Raw genomic sequence first — 22336 nt, 5'->3', positions numbered from 1 at the left:
GAAATGAAAAAAACGATAATAAAATTAACAGCAATTTCATCATTATTAATAACAAGCTGTATAAGCGAAGATTTAAATTTTAATGATGATAGTAAAAAAGCTTATGATGTTTCCGCTGAATCATTATTAAGCAATTCTCAAAAAGGCATATCTGATCAGTTAGCATCTCCTAGCGTTAACGAAAATGTTTTTAGGTATTTTTCACAATATTGGGCAGCCACATTATATACTGCAGAATCCAGATATAACCTAATAAACCGAAATATCCCTGGTTTTCATTGGAATAATTTATACAGAGATGTATTAGGAAATTTAAAGTCCGCAGAAGAGGTTATTCAAAACGAAATAAAACCTGATAAAACATCAGCTACTGACTGGGTAAAGATACAAACAAATAAGAAAGCAATAATTGAAATTTTAAGAGTTTATACTTATCAAAATTTGGTTGACACTTTTGGGAACGTGCCATATACTGAATCATTAAAAAACCAAGCTAACATCTTACCGAAATACGATGATGCAGCAACAATATACTCAGATTTGATAAACAGATTAAATAATGCAATTAATAATCTAGATTTACACTCTGAGAGCTTTAAAAGTGGTGATTTAGTATACAATGGAAATGTTGAAAAATGGTTTAAATTCGCAAATTCTTTAAAAGTAAAATTGGGTATAAACTTAAGCGATTTCAATCCAGCTTTATCTAAGCAAACAGTAGAAACAGCAGTAGCTGGAGGCTTAATAGTATCTAACAACGATAACGCCTTGTTTAAGTATTCACCATCTGCTCCTACATATAATCCCATTTATGACAATTTAGTAGCTAGCAATAGAAATGATTTTGTCCCTGCAAAAACAATTGTCGACTACATGAATTCTCTTACGGATCCTAGAAGGAGTGTATTTTTCACTAAATTGGAAAATAATTATGTAGGTGGTATTTATGGAGCTCAGAATGCTAATCCATACGCAACCTCCTATTCTCATATTGGAGACTTAATCAAAAAATCAGATGCTTTTGGAGTTCTTATTGACGCAGCTGAGATCAATTTCTTATTAGCTGAAGCAGCTGAAAGAGGTTATACAGTTGGAAATAATGCTGAACATTATTATAATAGTGCTATTACAGCATCAATGAATTATTGGAATATTCCTCCAGCTGACATTAACACTTACTTGTCTCAACCTACAATTAACTACACAACAGCCACTGGTAGTTGGAAAGAAAAAATAGGTATGCAAGCTTGGGTAGCTATGTATAATAGAGGTTTTGAATCTTGGACTTTCTACAGAAGACTAGATTATCCTATATTAAAAGCTCCTACAAAAGCCGTAGCTGCAGCGGACAAAAAAGTTCCAGTTAGATATACTTATCCTATATCTGAATCAACAATAAACGGTTTAAATTACACACAAGCCTCACAAGCTATTGGTGGCGATAAATTATACACCAAAATTTTCTGGGATAAAAATTAAACCTTTTTATAATAAAAGTGTCAAATTAAAAATTTGACACTTTTTTTTTATCTTTGCCTCCATGGAAAAAGACAACCAAATTTTCGGAATCAGAGCCATCCTTGAGGCTATACATGCAAAAAAAGAAATAGATAAAGTTTTTGTTCAAAAAGATGCACAAGGAGACTTAATGCAAGAATTACTCAAAACTTTAAAGAAAAACAATATTAACTTTAGTTACGTCCCTATTGAAAAGTTAAATCGTTTAACCTCAAATAATCATCAAGGAGCTGTTGCTACCATTGCCCCTATTTCTTTTGTTAGCTTAGAAAATTTGGTAGAAAGAGTAACAGAAAATAAAAAAACTCCTCTTTTCCTAATTTTAGACCAATTAAGTGATGCTCGTAACTTTGGTGCTATTATCCGAACTGCAGAATGTACTGGTGTAGATGGTATCATTGTTCAAAAGCAAGGTTCTGCTCCCGTAAATGGTGACACCGTAAAAACATCTGCTGGTGCTGTTTTCAATATCCCTATTTGTAAAGTTGATCATATTAAAGATGCTGTCTTCTACCTTCAAGGCTCGGGTATCAAAACAATAGCTGCTACTGAAAAAACCAACAATAATATTTACGACATTGACTTAAAAGAACCTCTTGCTATTATTATGGGAAGCGAAGATAAAGGAGTAAATCCATCTGTTCTAAAAATTGTTGACGAGAAAGCTAAACTTCCTATGTTTGGCACTATTTCATCCTTAAATGTTTCGGTAGCATGTGGTGCTTTCCTATACGAAACAGTAAGACAAAGACAAGAAATTTAATATATTATACATTTAAAGCAATATTGTATTACCTTGAGTTTGCAATTAATTATAGTTATTGCCTGATGTTTCATCAGGCTTTTTTACTTCATACATGACAGGAAGATTTGAAACAAAATAAATCCATTTTTCTAATTCTATTTGACGCATTTTAGAACTCGAAACAAAGTTACCATCCTCATCAAAATGTTTCATAAAAGGATCTTTTTTAGAATCATAATTTGGCTCTTGCCAGTCATATATCAGTGGTTTTTGATATACTGGCGCATCATATAACCAACTAAAAACCAAACCTACCAAAAAACCCGATAAATGAGCTTCCCAAGAAATATGTTCCTCTACACTTGGAAAGATATACCAAATCATTCCCCCATATAACAAAATTACTGTAAAAGACAAAGCTACTAATCTATAATATCCCGTTTGAATCCCTTTAAAAAAAATAAAAGAAGCCAAAACATACACCAATCCACTTGCTCCTATATGATAATTTTCTCTACCTATTAACCAAGTACCTAAACCTGATAAAAGCAATCCCAACCATAAAACCAAAGAAGAGTGTTCCCTATAAAAATAACGCAAACAGGCTAATAAAAAAAGCAAAGGCAAAGAATTATTGAACAAATGCCCTATATCACCATGCAAAAAAGGACTAAACAAGACACCTCTCAACCCCGCCAAACTTCGGGGATTATAATTATTAAAACCAAATATAAAGGCTTAATCCCTAAAAAACATTAATTTGGTTTCATTTTGATTTAATAAATTGAATAAAAAATGAAACCAAGGTTTAATAAACACCAAAAAAGGCGCACTTTAATTGTCTTAAAGTGTAATTTAATAATAAATGCTTTGAACCTATACAAATTAAGAAAAGCCATCTCTTAAATATACAGCAAATAACTGCTTTGTAAACCTATGCTTAAAAAGTAGATTTTTTACAATTACATGAGTGCTTGTTTTTAAAATGTAGACTTTTCAATGTTGTGTGTTTGTAAATTTTAAAATTGTAGATTTTTCAAAGACTATTCCAGACGAATTACGCCAACTACTAGTGCAATACTTCGAATATCAGACATAGGTACTGTAAACTCACCGTAATCCTTATTGTCACTTTTGCAAACCACTGTGTTAGCTTCACTACTTTTTAGTAATCTCTTCATTATTACCCCTTGACTCACGGTATCAATAACATATACCTTATTCCATTGAACAAAAAGTAATTCATTTACTAATCTACACGCCACCACATCACCACTATTATACTTAGGATACATACTAGAGCCTCTTACAGGTATCATAAAGTCTATTTTGATACCATCAAACAGAGGTACTACATAACGATCCTCTATAGTGTCAAAATCGACCCCTGCCACACTACTATCACCTATCCCTGCAAAAGCATCAAAAGGCAATAAAGGAATACCCTGTTTTGATTCAGTTACAAAACCTGTTAATTCTTCATTTGTTAGGTTTTTATACATATTTGGTTTTGAATCATTTTTACTAACAATTAAACTATCGTTTATTTTGTTAGTAAAATTTTCATCTTTCGTCACCAACATTTCTCCTGTTCCTAATAACAACCAATTTATATTTATTTCGGGATAAGCTTTGAGTATATACTCAATTTTGGAAACCCCAATATCCTTAACTTTGTCTAAAAACCCGTTTGACAACCCAGTATCTTTGTAAAACTTAGACTTACTTATTCCTTTATAATCAATTATTTGCAGTATACGATCTGTAATCACAAGTTGTTTATTTAGATTATTTGCTATTTTTATTTGTTTTATAGAGTAAATACTCTATATTTGCGGTGTAATAATTAAGCAAAAATAAGAAAATATGGAAACGATAGCACAAAAAATTAACCATCGAGTACCTACCCCTTATCAGGTAATAGCTCGAAAGTATAATACATGTGAAATGTATGTAGGTCAAATTGCTAGAGGTGAACGCATTCCAAAGCGAGGTAAGGGATTAAATATTAAACAAGAACTAGAAAAACTTATACAAAATGAAAACACTAAAGAAAATTGTTAGAAAACTGCTCAGTAAAGCAATAAAGTTTGAAAGTCGTATGGTGTACGATTGTCAATTAAAAAAAAGTGTAACCGCAAACTATATGTTGTTGTTTGGGATTTATATAAAAACCATTTACCGTTAATATGAAAGAACTAGAATACAGTGAAACAATTGAATTTAAAAGAGGACTTGTCACCGATTTAATTAATTCAGGATTAACAATAGCTATTATCCGATATAAAGAAAAATATTTAAAGCATGTAAACTGGAGTTATGACGTGCTAGGATTTGAGAAGGATTACAACGCATTAAGTAGTATTTCGAAAAAGCATAAAAACGAATCATTTGCACTTCAAAATGGTAATTGTGTATCTGTTAAGTTTAAAAACCCCGATGGAGTGGTAAGTCTAACACTAGGGCATCATGAAGTAATAGAATTCAGAAGGTTAGCCGAAGAACATTTCAAAGAGGTTGTTTCAGATACTACGGGGAAAGTATTCGAATTACACACCAATTCTTTTAAAGAGGCTTTCAATCAACAGAAAACACTACTTGAAGTAATATAAAAATGTACAAATGATAAAGAAAGTATTAAAACAACTTTTCGCACCATTAATACGAGAAGTTATAAAAGAAGAAGAAACAAAATTTAAAGAGGATTTTTTTAAAGAGCTTTTTTTAAGATTGATTCAAGATCAAGATTTATAGAATATTTTGCCTCTAGTTCTTTAGCATATTTAGCCATATTTTTTAAGTAAATCTCTTTGTAAAGAACCTTTTGTTCATTAGTAAGTACGATTTCATTTAAAGTCTGAATAGCACAATGATTAGATACAGCCTTAAAAAAAGCTTCTTTTAAAATTTCATTTTCCATATCACTAAAATTTTATAATTGAGAGGGTAAATATAGTGATTTATCCCGCCACGGCATTGCGTGGTTTCGACACCACGGCGGGAACAAATTTAAAAATTAAAAAAATGGCAAAAAACGAATTTAAAAGGTTTTCCAAGGATTTGGACTATACTCATCTTCTTGAAATGGGAAATAAAAGAAAGGATTACAAAGAATCTTATCAAAAAGACCTGTCGAAATTATTGAATGAAATTTACGGTAAGATCCTGAATCTACCACCAGCGCAATATCACATATATCATTCAAAAATTCGACAGTTGCATCAGCAAGTTGTAAAGCTGCCATGCGAATCAGTAAATTTTTACTGTGATTCACCCACTTCTTCTGCTTGCGTTGAGAATCTGTTATTGCAGTATATTTTTGAATGTCTTCAAGATTCTCCCCAACAAAGCGTAAATACTCAGGAAATTTCATCGTTGATACGAGATTATAAAGTTGTTCAACCTCTTGCTCAGAAAAAGCATAGCGTATCTCTTGAGCGGGTGCATTCGATTTTAGAAGATAATTTTCAAGACTCATCTCTTACAAAGTTGTTTAATTTATTATTAAAAGGTAATAAAGATATTCAAACAAAGGTAATTACCTTTTTTTAAAAAAAGCAAAATCCCGAGAGGCACACACCCAGTTTCGAGTACTGGGCGGGAACAAACAAATTTAATTCAATTCATTAACCCATGTACAAACAAAGCGACATACTATTGCGTAAAGCAGACAAAACGGAAACGTTTTGGTTGTCACAACGCCTTGTGACGGCATTATTTGAGATTAATGAGAAGCAATTTACTGTCCTAAGAGTACGGTATAAAAAAACAGTACGTGCGTGTGATTTAGCCAAGAGTAAAACATACTTACCCGATAGCGGTAAAGGTTGGCGCTGGGCAAGAGTAAACGGTACTTTTTATTATTGTTACGATAATATTCCTGATCGCAAACCTTGTTTTTATCGTAGCAAATTAGGTACGCTTAACGATATAAAAGAGGCTTACGCTGAACTTGAATCATTAAGCAAAGGCGAGTTAAAAAACTATGCAAAAGAAAGCATCGTAAAACACGTAGAGGAACTATATGATAGTTCAGATGTTAATTATTATCGTTTTAATGCTGAAATTGGATTTAGTCAGGAAAAAGCTACTCAGTTAATGATGGCTAGAGCGTGGTGTGTATTTATTAAGCAAACCTCAAATAACGAATTTTATAAAGAGCTTGGTATACAAACTAAGTCTGACTTCTATACTATTTGTGCAGAATTAGTACAACCTCTTAATTTAGAAGGTTTAAACGTATCCAGCGGAGAGTATTTACGAAATAAAATTGATTCATTCCCATCGGAAAATACTCTAAACCAGCGTAATGCTTTAATTTCTAAAAAATACAAAAATATCAACGCTTTAAAAGCTGGTAAACTAAAAATATATGACGAAGAAACTGGTGAAGAAAAAATTATCAATATACACCAAGCGATTATGTTTTACGGCTTTATGAATGTTGGAGGCGGACAAAAACTAAATAAGCGTCAGCAATATGTAAGTTTTTACATACCCACAATACAGTACTTTGATATTACGCCTATTTCTTATGAGACATACACGAGGGCATTTAGAATAAATAGTCTGAAACTATTAACGCTAAAAGAACGTCATGGTGAAGATTGGTACAAAAAAAGCTCTTTGACCTATGTTCCTTCTGCTAAATTACAATTTGCGCATTCGTTGTTTTGTGCTGATGGCTCAGGAACAATCAACTACCGTTACAACAATAGAAAAGGGGATAAAAAATCCCGCAAGTTGTATGTGATGCTTATATCAGATGTTGCTTCAGGTAAAATTGTAGGATGGAGCGTAGCAAATAAAGGTGAAAGTACCGAAACCTTCCCTATGCTAGATAAAGCAATAAAAATGGCAATGGAAAGCTGTAATTACCAAACTATGTTTGAGTTTGTGAGTGATAACCACTCAGCTTATACTTCTAGCGAAAGTAAAGACCTTTTAAATATGGTTTTTAATAAGGTTAGAAATATTCAAGTGGGTAACTCACAAGCAAATCCTGCCGAGATGCAATTCAGATTATTCAAAAACAGTCTTAGAGGGCTAAGTAACTTTGGTTCTACCTCATGGAATGTTGGAATAGAGGGGCAATCAAACCCTGATTATTTTGAAATTGATGATTTACCTACGTATGAAGAGGCTATAATACAGTTTTATGACATCGTACAGCGATGGAATGAAACCAAAAGGGCTGACGGATTATCGCCTAATGAGCGATTTGAAAACAAAAACCCAAAATGTGAAGCCATGGATAAACGAGTACTTCGTTATCTAAACGCAAATCACACAAAAGTAAACCCAGCTTATATGCGTGGTTTTATAAAAGTGAGTAAATCATTAGGCGGGTATAACAATACAAAAGACTTCCTTTTTGAGCTACCTGACCCCATTGACAGTATGGAGGTGATAGAAAAAGCTAATCATTACAAAACAGCTGAAGTACGAGTGGTTTGGGATGAAGAAATGGCAGATTTGTACAGCTTGGACGGTAAATATTTAATGACTTGTTTACCTGCAATTAAAGCTAGTCAGTCACAGGCTGAATCAGACGAATTAACAGATCAGGCTTTAAATTATCATTTAGCAAGAAAGCAACGCCAAATAAATCGAGCTGATGATTTTTCAACACAAGTTAAAGAAATTTTTGATGCTTTATTTTATGATGATGATGATGAGGAAGAAACTCAAGAAATAAGCGAATTACCGTATATGCATCAAGCAAAATTAGGGGTAAGAAAAGAACAATATAACGAGGCAATGGAAAGCCAAAAGGAAAAGCCTAAAACTGCCGAAGAAATACGACTAGAGAGGGCAAAAAGAAAGTTCTCCCAACTACAGGAGAACTTAAACAATCAAGCTAGTGCTTAATATATGGAAACTAACGAATAAAAAAAGTTATGACAAAATTAAACAATTTTCAAAAAACAAAAGAGATTCCCGAGGCTATAAAAACGTATTTAATTGAAAAAAATACGAATCAAGCCAATTTGGCTCGTGTTGCAGGAATTGGCGAAGCTTATGTATCAAACATTTTACAGGGAAAAACAAGCATCGCAAAGTCGGAAATAAAGGACAAATATTATGAGGCTATTTGTAAAGTAATTGGTTATGAAATAAAAGCGGAATTATGGAGGCATTTTGATACAACAAATTTCATGCTTTTTATGACCACTATACATGAAGCTCGTACTGAAAAAAAGCGTTTTACTTTTGATGGTGACACAGGATCGGGTAAAACATACGCTTGTAAAGAATATAAACGACAATTCCCCACGAATACTTTCCTAGTAACAGCTTCAGCAATAGAAAACAGCAAAGAATTTGCCGTAAACATAGCTGAAACAGTAGGAGTTGAAACACATGGTACAGCTGGAGCTATTATAAAACGAGTAGTAAAAAAATTACTGTCATTAGAAGATGTGATCCTGTATATAGATGAAGCTGAACACATCAAAGGGAAAACGGGCTACATCAATGTAATTAAAACACTAGCCGATTTACTGGAAGGACGTGTAGCATTTGGTTTAGTGGGGATGGGAATTAATGAAATCCTAAGCAAAGGATTTGAACGTAACAAACAAAATTTCAGACAAACAGCCCGCCGTTTTTCAGATCGTGGTAGATGTGTTGAAGATATAGCGCAGGATATTGAAAATATATGCTTTGAAATGGGGATTACTTCTAAAAGACTGATTAACTGGCTTGTTATGAGAATAAAGGATTTTGACACGTTGAAAAACATCCTAACAAAGGCAATAAAGGAAGTAACCGAAACAAATGAACCAATAACGGCAGAACTATTAAGCTCAATACATCATGGCAGATATTAATCAAAAGCGGTATTACTTATACAAGTGTTTAAAAAAACTAGGTGCAAGAGTAAAAGCCCGCAGAAAAACAATCTACATAAGCCCTGAATTAATAGAAAACGATAAAGTAAAAGAACTTTTAAAACACAATTATAACATACAAACAGAAATACAATAAGATGGAAGTGTTAGCACAATTATCAGATGATGAAATTTTAAACGAATTAGCTCGTAGAAATGAGAAAAAAGAAGCAAATAAAAAGGCTTTTAACGATTTAAAAGAGGAACACATTCCGCAATTGTTCAACAGATTAAAACAGTGGTCAGAAGATGGCGAAGTTATAAAAGCTGAAATCTACCAAGGTCTAAAACAGCTTATAGAATTAAAGTTTGAAACCTACAGCACAAAAACCAATCAGAAATCACACACCTTTAGTGCTAGTAATGGACAAACAATCACCATAGGTTATCATGTTACTGCTAGTTATGATGATACCGTTTTTATGGGGGTTGCTAAAGTAAAGAACTTCATTAATTCGCTAATAAAAGATGAAGATACTGCTAAGCTGGTAAAACAGATAAACAACCTGCTTAAACCTGATAAAAAAGGGGACTTAGACCCAAAACGAGTAATGGAACTAAAGCAGATTACAAAAGAATATAAAAATTTTGAATTACTGGAGGGAGTTGAAATTATTGAAAATGCTTATTCGCCACGACGTTCAGCTTGGTTTATTCAAGCTTCGTTTCAAAATAACGTAGGAATTGACCAGCATTTACCCCTTTCAATATCCTCGATGAATTTTCCAAAAGGTTTTGATTTGAGTTTCTTGATAAAAGACGAAAATCAAGAATAATCCCGAGAGGCACACTCCCAGTTTCGAGTACTGGGCGGGAGCAAAGTTTTAAATGTCCCCTGTTTATACAGGGGCATAAAAAAAGATATTATGAATATACAAGACAAAATTAAGGCTTTATGTAGCAAATTTAGTGCCTCGGCATTAGGTCAGGCTGTGTACATGGAAACTAAGCGGACTACTGATATTAATGAGCTTTCAAGTCAAGAAATTGAAGCGCTTTACAATCGTTTTTTTCCTAAGAAATCAGCTATTGATTTTTTAATTGAAATGGAGCAAGAAAGAGAGTTAAAAAGACTTCGCTCAATTATTATTAAAGAAGCGCAATTCATTGGGATATACACGCCTGATTCATGGGTAACATTTAATCGTTTTATGATACATAAAAGCATCTTTAAAAAATCTTTAAATGAATATAAAATATCCGAATTTCCACAGCTAATTCAACAATTCAAAGCGATGAGTGTTAAAGTTTCAAGAGCTAAAATGATACCTCACACAACAGCTTGGTATAATGAGTTAGGTTTAAATGATTTAAGCCAAAATTAAAAAAAGACCTGCCATACCTGACAAGCCTTTCCTCTTAGCAAAGTAAAGGTAAAAATTAAATTCTTTTTTAGGCATGGCGTACAATAAAAAAAATCTTTACAAACGTATTATTGAAATTCAAGACATAACAATTCATGAGAAATACAAAAAAGGGTTAACGCAAAAGGAAATATACTGGAAAATAATTTATCCCAAGTATAAGATTTGCGAGCGTACATTTTCAAGTTACCTAGGTACTCCAGCTAAACAAGAATTAAGAAAGATTACCCAAGTGGAACACACGCATAATCAATTAACACTTTTTAATATTTAAAACATGGACAAAGTTACTCAGGAACGCATCAGTAAGTTACACCCTTCCGTAAGGGTAGAAATGGCAAAGATTATCGATAGTTGTAATCAAGCTTTACAAGGTAAAGCGCAAGTACGAATCACTCAAGGCTTACGAACTATCGAAGAACAAAATGATTTGTACGCCATAGGCAGGAGTAAGAAAGGAAAAAAAGTGACCAATGCTAAAGGCGGTGAGTCTATTCATAATTATGGATTTGCGGTCGACATCTGCCTAATTATAGACGGTAAAACGGCTAGTTGGGATACGGCTAAGGACTGGGATAATGACCAAATAGCCGATTGGATGGAATGTGTTAAGATTTTTGCTCTGCATGGTTGGGTTTGGGGTGGTAGCTGGATAAGATTTAAAGATATGCCACACTTTGAGAAAAAAAATCTAACATGGAGGCAATTAGCAAAACTAGCTAAAGACACCAGCGGATATGTAAAATATGAAACAAAATAATGAAAGTATAAAAACCGTATGTTTCCACTCCAGTACTTACACCAAAGTACTGGAGGTTTGGACAACGGTTGAAAAAACAGTACAAGTATGCTGTAAGTGTAAAGAAGTAATCGGCAAACCAAAATTTGAATAATGCAAATAGTCGCACACACAATAAAAACAGACTGCCATTTTGTACTTACTTATTCAAAGTCAGGAAAACTAGAATCTGTAAAACTAAAAAAAGGTAAAATGCTCCCGAATTTATGGGACAAAATAGGAAAAATACTCCCGCCTACGTTAGGTGATTTAACAAGTTTTAAAGCTACTTTAAAAGACACTGTAAGCTATACGGAAGTAGTAAAAGAAAAGAATTTGTTTCAAGAATTTAATACTTCTTGGTTCTCTTTTTATGAAAATTATACAGGATTCCCTCCCAAGTTTACAGGAATAGATGGTAAATGTTTAAAACAAATTATTAGTTACCTGCAAAGTGTATGTACTACACAAGAAGAAACTTTACAAGTCTGGCAAAACCTTTTGAATAACTGGAATAAGCTAGATAAGTTTCACCATAAAAACACCGACTTAAAGTATATAAATAGCCAACTTAATAAACTTTTACAAGATGTCAAACAAAGTAATAGTGGTTCAAAAATCAAATATAGCGACAGTTTCCAACGAAAAATTATTGAATCGTTACAGTCCTAAAAACTGCATGTCACACGCCTATAAAGTAATAAAAATAGAGGATGCCATGAATATAAATGCGCCAAGCTTAGGCGCAATTCGTAGGGATAAAGGCGATAATTTTTCAAAAGGCTTGGTTATGGTGTGGCTTATTTACATTAATGATATATTAAACTTGAACAAACCGCTTACTGAGGATCAAATAGAATGGTGCGCTACACAAATTATAAATGACTTTGCGTATTTAAAAATTACAGACCTCACACTACTTACCAAACGTATTATTTCGGGCAAATATGGAGAGTTTTTTGAAGCACTAAATTCTGCAAAAATGCTACGTTTTTTTTCAGAGTATGCTGAGGAACGTTTTGAATTAGCAGAAAATAACAGCCTACGAGCGCATAAGGATCAAGCCAGCGAGGAAACATTTAATTACTCGCAAAATATTGAGCGTATTTGGAAGGGAGCAAAAGGGTTTAATAGTAATAAATAGTTGAAATATGGAAAACAAAGAAAGAATAAAAGGCAAAATTAAAGCGCTACTATCAAAAACCGTGGACAATGGGGCTACAAAAGAAGAAATGGAGTCAGCATTAAACAAAGCTAATCAATTGATGACCGAGTTTTTTATTTCAGAGTATGATTTAAAGGATGAACAGGTTATTGAAAAATGTCTTTCAAAACAATTCGAACTAACAAAATCAGGATTTGATTTGACTATATTTTACAACAGTCTAGCTAGACTTTTTGATTGTGAATATTACTATAATAGTAAACGAATAGTGTTTTTTGGACATGAGCAAGATGTAGATTTATGCGGATATTTTTATTATGTTATAACAAAAACGTGTCTAAATGAAAAGGATAGATTTGTTAAGTCTGATAAATACATGAAGTTAAGAAAAAACTATCACGGCAGGACACTATCATCAAGCTTTATAAAAGGGTTTCTTATAGAAGTTCAGGAGAAAATGAGAGAAATGTATGAAAATAGAAAATCTAACATTCCTGAAGGTTACGGTTTGATAGTTTTAGAAAAAAATAAACGTGTTAAACAAGATTTTCAAAAGTTAGATTTAAAAATACTTACGCAGAAATCCAGACCTATAACGGGCGAATTAGAAGCGATGGAGGAAGGGATAAAAAAAGGAAAAGAAATCAATTTGATTCAAGGTCTATCAACACAACCTGTTGATAAAACCTCATTGAAACTGACATTTTAGTATGATTAAACAAAGCACCTACATTCGAAGCTTCACCACTGAACAACGCAAGCAAATGGAAGAAGTACAGACGAAAAAAGGTTTTAAAACCGTTCCTGAAATCCTTTTTTACGCTTTAGACCAGCATATTGAGCAGACAAAGGAAATAGAACGGCTAAAAAGAATAATCGATTATAAACAAAAAAAGATAGAACAATTAACTATTTTAAACGATAAAAATGAGAAAAAAACAATTGAAAATTAACGCTCATGATGAGCTTATCCTTTTTAGAGAGGAAAGAGTAAATAGGCTTAAGAAAGAGCTTTTTTCAAAACTGACAAAAGTACAACGCCTTTGTATTCAAAAATTACTACAAGGTGAGAAAGTTGTTTTTGAAATAAATTCATTTGCCAAATCTGCATTATTAAGTAGTTACAAAGGGATTTATAGTGGTCATGAATTGAATCAAGTCTATTTAATGCATTTCGATTTTATGGATCATGAAGATAACTCAATATGTGAGTTTTACGAAAAACAACTACAAAAAGTAGATTCATGGATTGATATTTTAAGTAAAAAAAACAAATAAGCTAGTTATAATTTATAATTTTACAAAACATAAAAACAAATTAAAAATATGAAAAAAATAATCTTGACTTTATCTTTTATTTTAGCAGTATCATGTAATAAGGCTGATTTCTCGAAAATTAAAGTTGGAATGGCAACTAAAGAAGTAGTTCATTTAGTTGGTGAGCCAAAAGAGAAACAGGAAATAGCGCTTTTAGGAGCTTCTTATTGGATATATGACACGCATATTGTTGCTATGGTAGATAATAAAGTTGAAGGATGCTTAACGAAGGAGGAATTTGGAAAACAAATGATCAACTTTACTAAAGAAACAACTAAAGTACTCGATACATTAGATGAATCACTAAAAGCACTTGATTCCATTTAACATCTAAAGAAGCAGGCTAAATGCCTGCTTTTTTAGTCTAGCATTTTTTGGTATAAATCAGCTTCTATTTGTATATTTTCAATTCCTACCTTTGTATATTCTTTAGGGGTTAACATCCCTTGGTAACGGCAGTTATAGGTTAAAACATAAACATCCACCACAGTATCGGCTACCGCCAGTTCTTCCCCTACAAGCACTAGTCGCCCAGTATTTTTTGTGTGGAAAGAGACTAGTATTTTGTTTGTTATTCTTACGAAATCTAAAAATTTCAAAGCTTCTTTAGCGTTAGAACTCACAGAGGAGTAATCTCTTAACTGTTCATAGGCAAGCCTAATTGTCATCGTAGCAGTTTGACTAGTATGGTCAACATTCCAATGAACGAATAAAGCAGGAAATAAATGGGCATCAAAATTTTGCGGGTCGTAATCTTGACCAGCGTATAAGTCTACAAATCGTACAGGTAAAACGCCTTGACTTCTATAAATTTCCTTGGTTTGTTCATCATTGAACACACTCACCATCTTTTGGTAAAACTCTTTCATTTCTTTAAAGTAGGTTTAAGATTGGTTTAATTCTTCTTCAATAGCTCTTTTAAGCATCATTTCAAGTCCTTTGGCTAAATACTCTGAATCACCTAAAAATTGTCTTTTAGGCACTTTGAAATGACTCGTTCTTGTATGAAGCTTCACATTATGCGATCGACCATTACGTTTGCGTTGATGGCTTCTAATATTTACTGTTTTAGTGGTATCCCCCCCTTCGTTATGTACTTTTGCATAAGGCACATCTGTTCCTACATAAACAAAGTAATTTCCGCTAGCTATTTTTCTTATTGATTCTTTTAATCTTGCAGAATCAACCATTAAAGAGTTTCCCCTTCCTTTACGTTTTCTTGCCACCCAAGGCTCAGTACCTTTGTCTTTCCAGTTTTTATCAACAAAGCGTTGTTTAGAAAAATTAACCGCCGTTACCCCAGCATGTTCCGTTAGTCGTTTCAAAAAGCCGTGTCTACTGATACGGCTTAATTTTTCAAAATATTCGTCTCTAAATTCTAAGTCCATTTTTTAAGCATTTTCCGCATTTCTAACCATTCGCATAAACATTTCTTCTAAATAACTCTCAAACTCGTTTTGAGTCATTCCTTGTACTTTTGGATCATTCATTTTTATATCCCCTTTAATGATTGAGCCAATGTTAAAAGTAATATTCCTGATTTGTTGACTTTCCCCTGTAACTTTATTTACATCACTAGCCAATTTGGTTTTACCTTCTTTATTGTCTTTAGTAGTGGGCATGGAATCGTACAGCCCTTTTAAAGGATCTACCTTAGGTTTAGGTTTCGTCTCTTTTTTTGATTCCTTTTCCTCGGGTGTTACCAGCTCCATTTTTGTGCGAATACCTAATAGCTCCTTAGATGCACCTTTAGCAAATTTACCTATGTATGGAATACTAGATAATTTCTCTAATAATTGCTGTAAAGGTTTTAGAAATACATCCAAAAGAACAATTCCTATTCGCTTTAAGCCTCCTATTATCCCTCCGTTTTGAAATGCTTCAGTAATACTGTCCCAATGTGTACGTATAAGCATAAAAGCCGAAATAACACGCCCAATAGGCCCCATTAGCCATAACATTAAAGCTCCAAATTTTTCAAATTTCACAATGGCAATCGTGATATAAGCAATTAAAGCCCCGATAGCTACTACAATTAGACCAATAGGGTTAGCACTCATGGCTGTATTTAAAATCCATTGAGCAACTGTTAATCCCTGTACTGCCTTTGACGCAAGTTGAAAAGCAGTTGCAATTTTGAAAAACAAAAATAACCCGCCCGCTACAGGAATGAGTACTTTTAGAACACTAACAATATCGTCAAAATTATTGTATAAAGCATCTATAAAAGGTCTTAGTGCATCTATGGCACTGGCTACAAGTGGTAGTATTTTTTCGCCTAGTTTTATCATTATGGCTTTTACCTGATTTTGAATAATAGACCATTGTTCTAAAGGTGTAAGTGAATCAAAATAGGCTTTATTTAATGCACCCGCAGAATTAAAAGCGCCCTCTGTTGCCTTTTGCAATCCCTCTATATCTTGCATTAATACGCTAAAACCTAGAGAAGCTGATTCGTCCAATCCTAATTTGCTAAACTGCTCAGCTCTTTGTTTGTCAGTTAAACCCGCCATTTTCTGATTTAATTGCTCTATAATTTCAACCATTGGGCGTATTTTTCCTGAAGTATTAAAAACTTCTATACCTAATGATTTAAAACCACTAACCATTTTCCCAGTTTTATCTGTTTTTCCTATGGCTACATCAGGATTTGCCAGCGACCTCATTATTCCCTCAAGCGCTGTAGTTGATTGCTCAGCACTTAATTTAGTAGTTAATGAGGCGAATGCTCCTGCGGTATCTTCAAGCTCATATCCTAACTTTCTAGCTAAAGGCACAACTTTAGGTAAGTAATTAGCTATATCTTTAAAGCTAGCATTACCCGCCTTAACAGTTTGAAAAAGTACGTCATACACTTGATTTATGTCCTTTCCTGATGACATCATAGTTCCAATACCAGCTGAAGCTACCGTTTCAATATCGACGAATCCTGCTTTAGCAGCTCTTAGGGTGGGTTCAAGAGCTTCCATGGATTGGTTTACATCTAAACCAGCAGAAATAATACGATTAAAAGCCTTTGGAACTTCTTCTAATGGTGCTACATTTCTTGAACCTATATCTAGTAATTTATTAGAGAGCCCTTGCAATTCTTTTTGTGACATTCCCGCTGTGACATTGACCTCCGCTAGCTGTGTGTGCCAGTCACTGGCTTGTTTAGTAGCACTGGTTAATAAGGTGGCTACCCCCATAATACCAGCACCTAGCAAAATCCATTTATTAGTTGCTATATCTAATGCTTTATCTAAAAATGGAATTTCACCCGTTATTTCACTGAATGATTCCCGCATTCGTGAAGCCCCACGCTCGAATTTGTTTTGAATTTTAGCAAACTTGGAACTGACTTTATCACTCAAATCCAAGAGCATAGTTAATTTAGCTGATGCCATTTTTATATTTGTATTGATTATTTTATTACTTTTGTCTTTGAATAGTTAAGGCTCTAAATTAAAGCTACCGAAAAGCTGAGGATAGGATGCATATAAAACCCACTCGTTTAGAGAAAAAGGGGTAAGCCTTAAAGATTCTTCCTCTCTACAAGCAGACCTTTTCTAACGAAGTGGTCTGCTTGTTTCATATTATACCATGTGTTTATTTTTAACGACTTGGTTTTCGGGTCTATGTCGCAATCCACAACGATAGCTCTATCTTTGTAAAATTTAATATATCGACTTTGGAATTTTTGACCATTGTTTTTATAATCAAAATACCAGTGTTCATCAGGGTTAGATAGTACCTCTTGAATATGTGGAAACAGTTGATGCCTTAATTCGTCTTTACCTGTATAATAGCCTTGCACGTGTCTATCAAAGTCTTTTTCTGACAAAATCAATTTCCTATCCAAGTAATCAGAAAAACCCATGTAATCGGATTCTTTATCTTTTCTGAACAGTTCTTTTACGTTTTTCGGGGTGATGGTTTGATCCAATTGAACACTATTTAAAGAGTCTTTAAATTCCTCATATAGTTTTAATTGATATTTGTCAAAAGTCATGTCGTTAATTTTTTCAGGCAATCCTTTTGCATCTACATAAAATTCTTTTTTCGTGAACACTTGTTTTAAGTCGCCTCGATTAATATCAAAAGCAGAACCTTTAAATTTAGAATCAGTAAGTTCTAATAATCGTTTCGCCTCAGCTCCCTTAGTTACTACTCCTTCTGTTTCACCTATGTATTGTAGCATTTCACAACGACAACCAAAACCATTAGGGGGAAACAAATCCATAGCTTCTTTATCTGATAAGTTAAAAATCTTACCGTTTAATACTTCATGTGCTGAGCGCACCTTATCATCACCAATAGTTTGATATTGCACATAAGAGGTAACGGTATCTTTTTCGTTCATAAAACGATAATAGGAAGCTGAATTTTGACCAACTGCAACGGATAAATTATATTCTGTTCGTAAATGATTACGGTTTAAATTTTCCGATTCTTGTAAACATAATAATTCAAATTGTTGGTAGCTTCTCAGTTCTTTTTTGTTTTTATCAATTAATAACTGGCTCATGGATGCCATTCTTTTTTCAGCCTTTGATGTAGCAAACATAAAAATATTGTATTCCATCATTTGTAAAGCAAGTACGTCAGCACCTGTATAAGGATTGATAGTTTTAAAATTGCTTCGCAAGCCTTGTAATAGCTCCAAGCCTTCAGCTTGTATCATACGTCCTAAAATTCCCTTTGTTTCTTGGTTATTCCATACCGCTAGTGCCAGTTCTTTGCAAAGAGAATCTAACAAGGAGCTTATGCTTTTTCCTAGAGCTAATGGCTCGCAACCGCATTTATTTGCAACGCTATAGGCTACGGGTTGAGATTTTTTTTTTACTTGTGCTGTAGCATCAAGTTTTGGCGTTTTTTGCTTTTCTAAAGTCAATGGAATATTGAAAGTTTGTGATAACCAATTTGTGTCTATTGTAAAGCCATTATTTATCATTCCGCTTGTAATTGTCCATAGTTGACTAATGTCTACCTCTTGTTGTGCTGTTTTAAATCTAAACACATCGTCAGGAGTAATCTTGTAGCCTTGTAGTATTAACAAGTCAAATAATTGGTCGTTAATAGCAAAGGCAATCATTCGTTTGTCAGCCATAGCAATTTTACCGTCCAAGGTTCGTTCATGTACTTCTGTTTGCGACCTATTACCAGCTTGGTCAGAAAGTGTAGAACTTCCCACAAGTAGTTTACTTACAACTTCAGCGTTAGATTGAATAAATTCTTTGTAGACTCTAAAGGCATCGGTTCTGTTAGCTTCATTGAATTTTATTTCTGTACCGTGAGGAAATGTACCCACAGAGGCTTCAGCTAATTCTAAAAGCATTTGATGTACTCTTTCTATAGTGGTATTGTCACTAGCGGAACTGGTGGCTGTAATTAAAGGTAAACCAAACTTTTCGCAAAACTCAGCCCATGATTGAAATACATTTCTTAGCCAAATAAGGTTAGGGATGATATTGTTTATTATGCCCAAATCGTTTCCATTACCTAATGGCAGTAGCCAAGGCTTGAAATTTTCATTATCATATTGTAAAAACTCTCTTTTAGACAAATCGGGATAAATACGTTTGAATGCTGGTACTACGTTACGTCTTGGGATAACAGATAAATTCACTTTGTCGCCTGAAAACTCTTTGAATTCAACAAGGGTGTGACCAAAAATTATCTTATCTAGTGTGATTTCTAAAAACTCATAAAACCATTGATTATTGATTAGACTTGTGAGTTCTTCATTCGTCTTACCTGTTTTGCGATTGTATACTTCAAATTCTGTATTCAAAGTAGCCATTTTCCGCATTTGTATTTGGCTTTGCAAATGCCCGTCTGTAAGAAGGTCATCAACTAGGTCATAGTATAAGTTTAATTTAGGTTCTTTTGGATGGTTTGCCATTGCTAGGGCATCCCTCCATTTCTGTATGTCTTTTCTTGAATTATCCTTAAACGAACTTACTATGTTTAAAATAGCAGGGTTTGTATTTGTGCGTGTCTTTTCTTGAATTGCAGAAACGGGGCTTTTTTTAATTGAAAATTCAAAACCTAATACTTTCATTGTGTTTTATTTTAAAATGGCTTAAATCGAAGTTTAAAGATGGTTTAAAGAATTACCATCTATGGTTTGATGGTTTGTTTTTGCTACTAATCTTGAATCCCGTCATTACTTGGTTGTTTGAATCGGTCATTTTAGGTAAATCGGGGGTAATTTCCCCTTTGGCAACTTCTTTAAGCCAGTCAATGGCATCTTGATAACGTTGCGATCTAATTTCACTTATTTTACGAGCTCCTGCGGATGTGTATAAATGGTACAGGGTACAGTCAATAACAACCATCACAAGATGCGGATTTCTCTCTTTACCTTGTGCATTGAAAATTGTAGACACATCATATTTACCGCTTAAATAGTTTTTAATTTGGCTAATTGCCATATCCTGTGCAATACTCAATTTTTGTGGTGAGTAATTTTCAAGTAAAATATCTTTTATTTCACTTCTAATTAATGCTGAATAATCTTCTTCTAAAATAAAACTCATTAGAACCTGTTTTTTTGATTTTGTATAACTTCTTTTCTACTCACCATTTTAGGCGGTATGCTGTTAATAATTGAAGCTGTGTTTAGCTTTACTATAGCACTTTGCAATGAATCGGGAGCGTCGTCATGCGCCCCACTTCCTTTTTGAAATGCTAAAAGCTGATTTAATAATTCTTTAAAATCATTATTATTTTCAAGTGCTTTATTAAACTTTACTTTTCGCCTTTCAAAATATCCTGCCATCGATTCAATTCGATCATACTTATCAGATTTACTCTTTTTGTCAGCTCTAACTGGAATATACCAGCCTAACTGTGCACCTACATTGTCAAAATCATTTACAAACTCATCCATTGCAAATAATCCTTCAATCCAATAATTAACATTTAATTCAAGAAGTTTGTCCTGTGCTACTTTTTCGTAAAGCCAAAGAGCCGTGTTGTTTCTTGAAGTTTGTCTAACAAAACAATCTAGTACGTGAAATTCTAAACCTGTTTTACCAACAAAAACCATTGCCTTAAAATCGCCTGCGTCCTTATATGATAAATCCCCATAAAAAACCAAGGCTTCGTATTGATTTAACTTCAATGGGGTAACAAAATCTATCCACTCATTTTTAAAAATTGAACCTTCAACAATATGTACGTGTTGATATTCGCGCATGAAGGAGCGGTAGGGTGTTGTATTAAATTTTTCTTTCCAATAATCGGCTGATGTTTTAGCCTCCCAACTAGGCTCAAAAGTGGTTAGGTTTTTCACAGCTGGTACTGATACTATAAAATGACGCACAGGGAATCCGCTTTCTTTTGCCTTAATAATGTAGCCTTGAAACTCCTTTTTTAACTGATTAATTAAAGTGTTCTTGTGAAAATTATTATTTGCAACCACAAACCGTCTACGTGGGCTTCCTTCGTCAAATGTTCCTTTTAAGTCTTCCCAAGCCCAATCAAATAATTTCTTAGATAGTTCATCATTATTGCACCTTTGTCTTGTATCAACATCATCAATTACGATATAATCTGGTCGTGAATTACCTTCTCGTAATCCTCTTGGTGACTGGTTGGCACTTAGCGCCATAAACTTAACACCGTCTGTAGTTGTAAAATCACCATTTGACCAATCGCCAAACTTATAGCGTTTACCGTAATAATGTAAAAAGCGTTGATTATGTGAGAAATTAGCTTGTATATCTGAAATTAATTTTTTGGCTTTATCTTCACTTTGAGATGCCAAAAGCATAAAACGTAACTTTCCCGTCACGTATAAGAACATCGGAATCCCTAAAGACAAGTGAACTGATTTTGCACCACTCCGATATATTTCAGCAAGTAAATCAACCACCTCATTTTCAATTATGATTTTAGCTAATTTCTTATGAAAAGGAGCGCATGGAACATTGGCGTACTGGGGGAATATCTCCTCAAACCACTTCACATAGTTTTTTTCTAATTCTAATCTTTTTTTCCTTTTTTCTTGTGGTGTGTCATTAACATTTACGTGCGTGGTCTGCTTTATGGAACGACAATGCTCGTCATAACTAGCTAAAAGTTTTTCTATGTTTTTGCTTAATTTTTGCGACATAATTAATTCTCCTGCAAAGCTTTGAACTGTAAAAACATTTTATGCCACTCTAAAAAAAGTATTGCAATTTCAGGGTCTTGCGTAGCCACCCAACTATCAAATTCTTTAAATACCGTGAAAACAACTTGTACCGATGTTTTGTCGGAAAGTTGCTCAATGGTCTTTCTAACTTCGGCTATACTTTTTACATCAAGGGTAGCTTCGCCACCCGAGGCAAGATGTGATAATTCATCAATAAGAATCTTTTTTATATTGTGAGGCGTAGCCTTGTATTGGTTTTTCTTTTCGTCCCAAGAAATGTTGCTTTCACCAACGCCCTTGCTCCACTTGCCTATGGTTTGTTCTGAAACTCCTGTAGCACTGGAAATAGCTTTCTTGGTCAAACCTTCCTCTACATACATACGCTCGCAAATAGCATACATCGGGTGGTTATTTACACGGGTAAGTTTTGTCAT

27 protein-coding genes are annotated in these 22336 nt (G+C 33.7%); 16 read left to right on the top strand and 11 right to left on the bottom strand.

Annotation, left to right across the window (positions count from 1 at the left end; all coding sequences use genetic code 11):
* Nucleotides 1–3: 3 nt before the first annotated feature.
* On the top strand, nt 4–1479 hold the full coding sequence (locus ACUXZJ_RS07315) for a SusD/RagB family nutrient-binding outer membrane lipoprotein (RefSeq protein ID WP_088466757.1): 1476 nt from the start codon (nt 4–6) through the stop codon (nt 1477–1479).
* Between the two features lie 61 nt (nt 1480–1540).
* On the top strand, nt 1541–2281 hold the full coding sequence (gene rlmB, locus ACUXZJ_RS07310) for a 23S rRNA (guanosine(2251)-2'-O)-methyltransferase RlmB (RefSeq protein WP_060383172.1): 741 nt from the start codon (nt 1541–1543) through the stop codon (nt 2279–2281).
* A 45-nt stretch (nt 2282–2326) separates the two neighbouring features.
* Here rlmB and ACUXZJ_RS07305 read toward each other — a convergent pair whose 3' ends face one another.
* Nucleotides 2327–2941: a rhomboid family intramembrane serine protease gene (locus ACUXZJ_RS07305; RefSeq protein ID WP_446196279.1), complete on the bottom strand. Its 615-nt coding sequence runs from the start codon at nt 2939–2941 to the stop codon at nt 2327–2329.
* Between the two features lie 365 nt (nt 2942–3306).
* Entirely contained in the window at nt 3307–4035 is a 729-nt protein-coding gene (locus tag ACUXZJ_RS07300) for a S24 family peptidase (protein WP_446196228.1), read from the bottom strand.
* A 94-nt stretch (nt 4036–4129) separates the two neighbouring features.
* On the opposite strand from ACUXZJ_RS07300, the gene ACUXZJ_RS07295 reads away from it, so the two are divergent.
* Nucleotides 4130–4327 (top strand): XRE family transcriptional regulator, encoded by a 198-nt coding sequence (locus tag ACUXZJ_RS07295; RefSeq protein ID WP_446196226.1) that lies wholly within the window; start codon nt 4130–4132, stop codon nt 4325–4327.
* Between the two features lie 125 nt (nt 4328–4452).
* Nucleotides 4453–4875, top strand: coding sequence for a hypothetical protein (locus ACUXZJ_RS07290; protein WP_446196224.1), 423 nt, complete (start codon nt 4453–4455; stop codon nt 4873–4875).
* Nucleotides 4876–4973: 98 nt separating this feature from the next.
* Here ACUXZJ_RS07290 and ACUXZJ_RS07285 read toward each other — a convergent pair whose 3' ends face one another.
* Together ACUXZJ_RS07285 and ACUXZJ_RS07280 are read right to left on the bottom strand one after the other, a co-directional pair.
* On the bottom strand, nt 4974–5183 hold the full coding sequence (locus ACUXZJ_RS07285; protein WP_446196221.1) for a hypothetical protein: 210 nt from the start codon (nt 5181–5183) through the stop codon (nt 4974–4976).
* Between the two features lie 120 nt (nt 5184–5303).
* Nucleotides 5304–5741: a hypothetical protein gene (locus ACUXZJ_RS07280; protein ID WP_446196219.1), complete on the bottom strand. Its 438-nt coding sequence runs from the start codon at nt 5739–5741 to the stop codon at nt 5304–5306.
* A gap of 155 nt (nt 5742–5896) precedes the next feature.
* On the opposite strand from ACUXZJ_RS07280, the gene ACUXZJ_RS07275 reads away from it, so the two are divergent.
* The 12 genes from ACUXZJ_RS07275 to ACUXZJ_RS07220 all read left to right on the top strand — a co-directional run bounded on the left by ACUXZJ_RS07275 (nt 5897) and on the right by ACUXZJ_RS07220 (nt 14107).
* On the top strand, nt 5897–8134 hold the full coding sequence (locus tag ACUXZJ_RS07275) for a hypothetical protein (protein ID WP_446196217.1): 2238 nt from the start codon (nt 5897–5899) through the stop codon (nt 8132–8134).
* Nucleotides 8135–8163: 29 nt separating this feature from the next.
* Nucleotides 8164–9096, top strand: a complete 933-nt coding sequence (locus ACUXZJ_RS07270) for an AAA family ATPase (RefSeq protein WP_446196216.1) — start codon at nt 8164–8166, stop codon at nt 9094–9096.
* Between the two features lie 158 nt (nt 9097–9254).
* Nucleotides 9255–9932 carry a DUF3164 family protein gene (locus tag ACUXZJ_RS07265; protein ID WP_446196214.1) on the top strand — a complete coding sequence of 226 codons (678 nt, stop codon included), beginning with the start codon at nt 9255–9257 and terminating at the stop codon, nt 9930–9932.
* 90 nt (nt 9933–10022) lie between these two features.
* Nucleotides 10023–10481, top strand: a complete 459-nt coding sequence (locus ACUXZJ_RS07260) for a hypothetical protein (protein ID WP_446196212.1) — start codon at nt 10023–10025, stop codon at nt 10479–10481.
* A gap of 73 nt (nt 10482–10554) precedes the next feature.
* Nucleotides 10555–10794: a hypothetical protein gene (locus ACUXZJ_RS07255; RefSeq protein ID WP_446196210.1), complete on the top strand. Its 240-nt coding sequence runs from the start codon at nt 10555–10557 to the stop codon at nt 10792–10794.
* Between the two features lie 3 nt (nt 10795–10797).
* Nucleotides 10798–11280, top strand: coding sequence for a M15 family metallopeptidase (locus tag ACUXZJ_RS07250; RefSeq protein ID WP_446196209.1), 483 nt, complete (start codon nt 10798–10800; stop codon nt 11278–11280).
* Between the two features lie 132 nt (nt 11281–11412).
* Nucleotides 11413–11970 carry a hypothetical protein gene (locus ACUXZJ_RS07245; RefSeq protein ID WP_446196207.1) on the top strand — a complete coding sequence of 186 codons (558 nt, stop codon included), beginning with the start codon at nt 11413–11415 and terminating at the stop codon, nt 11968–11970.
* Between the two features lie 7 nt (nt 11971–11977).
* Complete coding sequence (locus ACUXZJ_RS07240) at nt 11978–12442, top strand: hypothetical protein (RefSeq protein WP_446196205.1); 465 nt, start codon at nt 11978–11980, stop codon at nt 12440–12442.
* A gap of 7 nt (nt 12443–12449) precedes the next feature.
* Nucleotides 12450–13172 carry a DUF2786 domain-containing protein gene (locus ACUXZJ_RS07235; RefSeq protein WP_446196203.1) on the top strand — a complete coding sequence of 241 codons (723 nt, stop codon included), beginning with the start codon at nt 12450–12452 and terminating at the stop codon, nt 13170–13172.
* Nucleotide 13173: 1 nt separating this feature from the next.
* Nucleotides 13174–13416 carry a hypothetical protein gene (locus tag ACUXZJ_RS07230; protein ID WP_446196202.1) on the top strand — a complete coding sequence of 81 codons (243 nt, stop codon included), beginning with the start codon at nt 13174–13176 and terminating at the stop codon, nt 13414–13416.
* Nucleotides 13391–13741 (top strand): hypothetical protein, encoded by a 351-nt coding sequence (locus tag ACUXZJ_RS07225; RefSeq protein ID WP_446196201.1) that lies wholly within the window; start codon nt 13391–13393, stop codon nt 13739–13741. Before ACUXZJ_RS07230 ends, ACUXZJ_RS07225 begins: the two co-directional genes overlap by 26 nt.
* Nucleotides 13742–13789: 48 nt before the next feature.
* Nucleotides 13790–14107, top strand: coding sequence for a hypothetical protein (locus tag ACUXZJ_RS07220; RefSeq protein ID WP_446196199.1), 318 nt, complete (start codon nt 13790–13792; stop codon nt 14105–14107).
* A 32-nt stretch (nt 14108–14139) separates the two neighbouring features.
* Here the strand turns inward: ACUXZJ_RS07220 and ACUXZJ_RS07215 are convergent, their stop codons facing one another.
* The 7 genes from ACUXZJ_RS07215 to ACUXZJ_RS07185 all read right to left on the bottom strand — a co-directional run bounded on the left by ACUXZJ_RS07215 (nt 14140) and on the right by ACUXZJ_RS07185 (nt 22336).
* On the bottom strand, nt 14140–14649 hold the full coding sequence (locus ACUXZJ_RS07215; RefSeq protein ID WP_446196197.1) for a hypothetical protein: 510 nt from the start codon (nt 14647–14649) through the stop codon (nt 14140–14142).
* A gap of 15 nt (nt 14650–14664) precedes the next feature.
* Nucleotides 14665–15168 carry a phage virion morphogenesis protein gene (locus ACUXZJ_RS07210; protein ID WP_446196195.1) on the bottom strand — a complete coding sequence of 168 codons (504 nt, stop codon included), beginning with the start codon at nt 15166–15168 and terminating at the stop codon, nt 14665–14667.
* A 3-nt stretch (nt 15169–15171) separates the two neighbouring features.
* A complete protein-coding gene (locus ACUXZJ_RS07205; RefSeq protein WP_446196193.1) occupies nt 15172–17166 on the bottom strand; it encodes a phage tail tape measure protein in 1995 nt (664 codons plus the stop codon).
* 128 nt (nt 17167–17294) lie between these two features.
* Entirely contained in the window at nt 17295–19823 is a 2529-nt protein-coding gene (locus ACUXZJ_RS07200; protein ID WP_446196191.1) for a phage portal protein family protein, read from the bottom strand.
* Between the two features lie 52 nt (nt 19824–19875).
* The gene (locus ACUXZJ_RS07195; RefSeq protein ID WP_446196189.1) at nt 19876–20301 is read right to left on the bottom strand and encodes a phage protein Gp36 family protein; all 426 of its coding nucleotides are present in this window, start codon (nt 20299–20301) and stop codon (nt 19876–19878) included.
* The gene (locus ACUXZJ_RS07190; RefSeq protein ID WP_446196187.1) at nt 20301–21881 is read right to left on the bottom strand and encodes a phage terminase large subunit family protein; all 1581 of its coding nucleotides are present in this window, start codon (nt 21879–21881) and stop codon (nt 20301–20303) included. The genes ACUXZJ_RS07195 and ACUXZJ_RS07190 overlap by 1 nt, the downstream gene beginning before the upstream one ends.
* A gap of 2 nt (nt 21882–21883) precedes the next feature.
* Complete coding sequence (locus ACUXZJ_RS07185; RefSeq protein ID WP_446196185.1) at nt 21884–22336, bottom strand: hypothetical protein; 453 nt, start codon at nt 22334–22336, stop codon at nt 21884–21886.

It is taken from the genome of Flavobacterium sp. TN-1, assembly GCF_052828645.1.
This window is presented reverse-complemented; position numbering and strand designations above follow the sequence as displayed.

What these genes read in the sequence shown, in the direction of transcription:
- ACUXZJ_RS07230 (WP_446196202.1), top strand. Translation starts at nt 13,174, where the DNA reads ATGATTAAACAAAGCACCTACATTCGAAGCTTCACCACTGAACAACGC.
- ACUXZJ_RS07255 (WP_446196210.1), top strand. Translation starts at nt 10,555, where the DNA reads ATGGCGTACAATAAAAAAAATCTTTACAAACGTATTATTGAAATTCAA.
- ACUXZJ_RS07280 (WP_446196219.1), bottom strand. Translation starts at nt 5,741, where the DNA reads ATGAGTCTTGAAAATTATCTTCTAAAATCGAATGCACCCGCTCAAGAG.
- ACUXZJ_RS07225 (WP_446196201.1), top strand. Translation starts at nt 13,391, where the DNA reads ATGAGAAAAAAACAATTGAAAATTAACGCTCATGATGAGCTTATCCTT.
- ACUXZJ_RS07235 (WP_446196203.1), top strand. Translation starts at nt 12,450, where the DNA reads ATGGAAAACAAAGAAAGAATAAAAGGCAAAATTAAAGCGCTACTATCA.
- ACUXZJ_RS07250 (WP_446196209.1), top strand. Translation starts at nt 10,798, where the DNA reads ATGGACAAAGTTACTCAGGAACGCATCAGTAAGTTACACCCTTCCGTA.
- ACUXZJ_RS07195 (WP_446196189.1), bottom strand. Translation starts at nt 20,301, where the DNA reads ATGAGTTTTATTTTAGAAGAAGATTATTCAGCATTAATTAGAAGTGAA.
- ACUXZJ_RS07200 (WP_446196191.1), bottom strand. Translation starts at nt 19,823, where the DNA reads ATGAAAGTATTAGGTTTTGAATTTTCAATTAAAAAAAGCCCCGTTTCT.
- ACUXZJ_RS07210 (WP_446196195.1), bottom strand. Translation starts at nt 15,168, where the DNA reads ATGGACTTAGAATTTAGAGACGAATATTTTGAAAAATTAAGCCGTATC.
- ACUXZJ_RS07295 (WP_446196226.1), top strand. Translation starts at nt 4,130, where the DNA reads ATGGAAACGATAGCACAAAAAATTAACCATCGAGTACCTACCCCTTAT.
- ACUXZJ_RS07240 (WP_446196205.1), top strand. Translation starts at nt 11,978, where the DNA reads ATGTCACACGCCTATAAAGTAATAAAAATAGAGGATGCCATGAATATA.
- ACUXZJ_RS07185 (WP_446196185.1), bottom strand. Translation starts at nt 22,336, where the DNA reads ATGACAAAACTTACCCGTGTAAATAACCACCCGATGTATGCTATTTGC.
- ACUXZJ_RS07205 (WP_446196193.1), bottom strand. Translation starts at nt 17,166, where the DNA reads ATGGCATCAGCTAAATTAACTATGCTCTTGGATTTGAGTGATAAAGTC.
- ACUXZJ_RS07285 (WP_446196221.1), bottom strand. Translation starts at nt 5,183, where the DNA reads ATGGAAAATGAAATTTTAAAAGAAGCTTTTTTTAAGGCTGTATCTAAT.
- ACUXZJ_RS07220 (WP_446196199.1), top strand. Translation starts at nt 13,790, where the DNA reads ATGAAAAAAATAATCTTGACTTTATCTTTTATTTTAGCAGTATCATGT.
- ACUXZJ_RS07290 (WP_446196224.1), top strand. Translation starts at nt 4,453, where the DNA reads ATGAAAGAACTAGAATACAGTGAAACAATTGAATTTAAAAGAGGACTT.
- ACUXZJ_RS07270 (WP_446196216.1), top strand. Translation starts at nt 8,164, where the DNA reads ATGACAAAATTAAACAATTTTCAAAAAACAAAAGAGATTCCCGAGGCT.
- rlmB (WP_060383172.1), top strand. Translation starts at nt 1,541, where the DNA reads ATGGAAAAAGACAACCAAATTTTCGGAATCAGAGCCATCCTTGAGGCT.
- ACUXZJ_RS07275 (WP_446196217.1), top strand. Translation starts at nt 5,897, where the DNA reads ATGTACAAACAAAGCGACATACTATTGCGTAAAGCAGACAAAACGGAA.
- ACUXZJ_RS07215 (WP_446196197.1), bottom strand. Translation starts at nt 14,649, where the DNA reads ATGAAAGAGTTTTACCAAAAGATGGTGAGTGTGTTCAATGATGAACAA.
- ACUXZJ_RS07260 (WP_446196212.1), top strand. Translation starts at nt 10,023, where the DNA reads ATGAATATACAAGACAAAATTAAGGCTTTATGTAGCAAATTTAGTGCC.
- ACUXZJ_RS07190 (WP_446196187.1), bottom strand. Translation starts at nt 21,881, where the DNA reads ATGTCGCAAAAATTAAGCAAAAACATAGAAAAACTTTTAGCTAGTTAT.
- ACUXZJ_RS07245 (WP_446196207.1), top strand. Translation starts at nt 11,413, where the DNA reads ATGCAAATAGTCGCACACACAATAAAAACAGACTGCCATTTTGTACTT.
- ACUXZJ_RS07265 (WP_446196214.1), top strand. Translation starts at nt 9,255, where the DNA reads ATGGAAGTGTTAGCACAATTATCAGATGATGAAATTTTAAACGAATTA.
- ACUXZJ_RS07315 (WP_088466757.1), top strand. Translation starts at nt 4, where the DNA reads ATGAAAAAAACGATAATAAAATTAACAGCAATTTCATCATTATTAATA.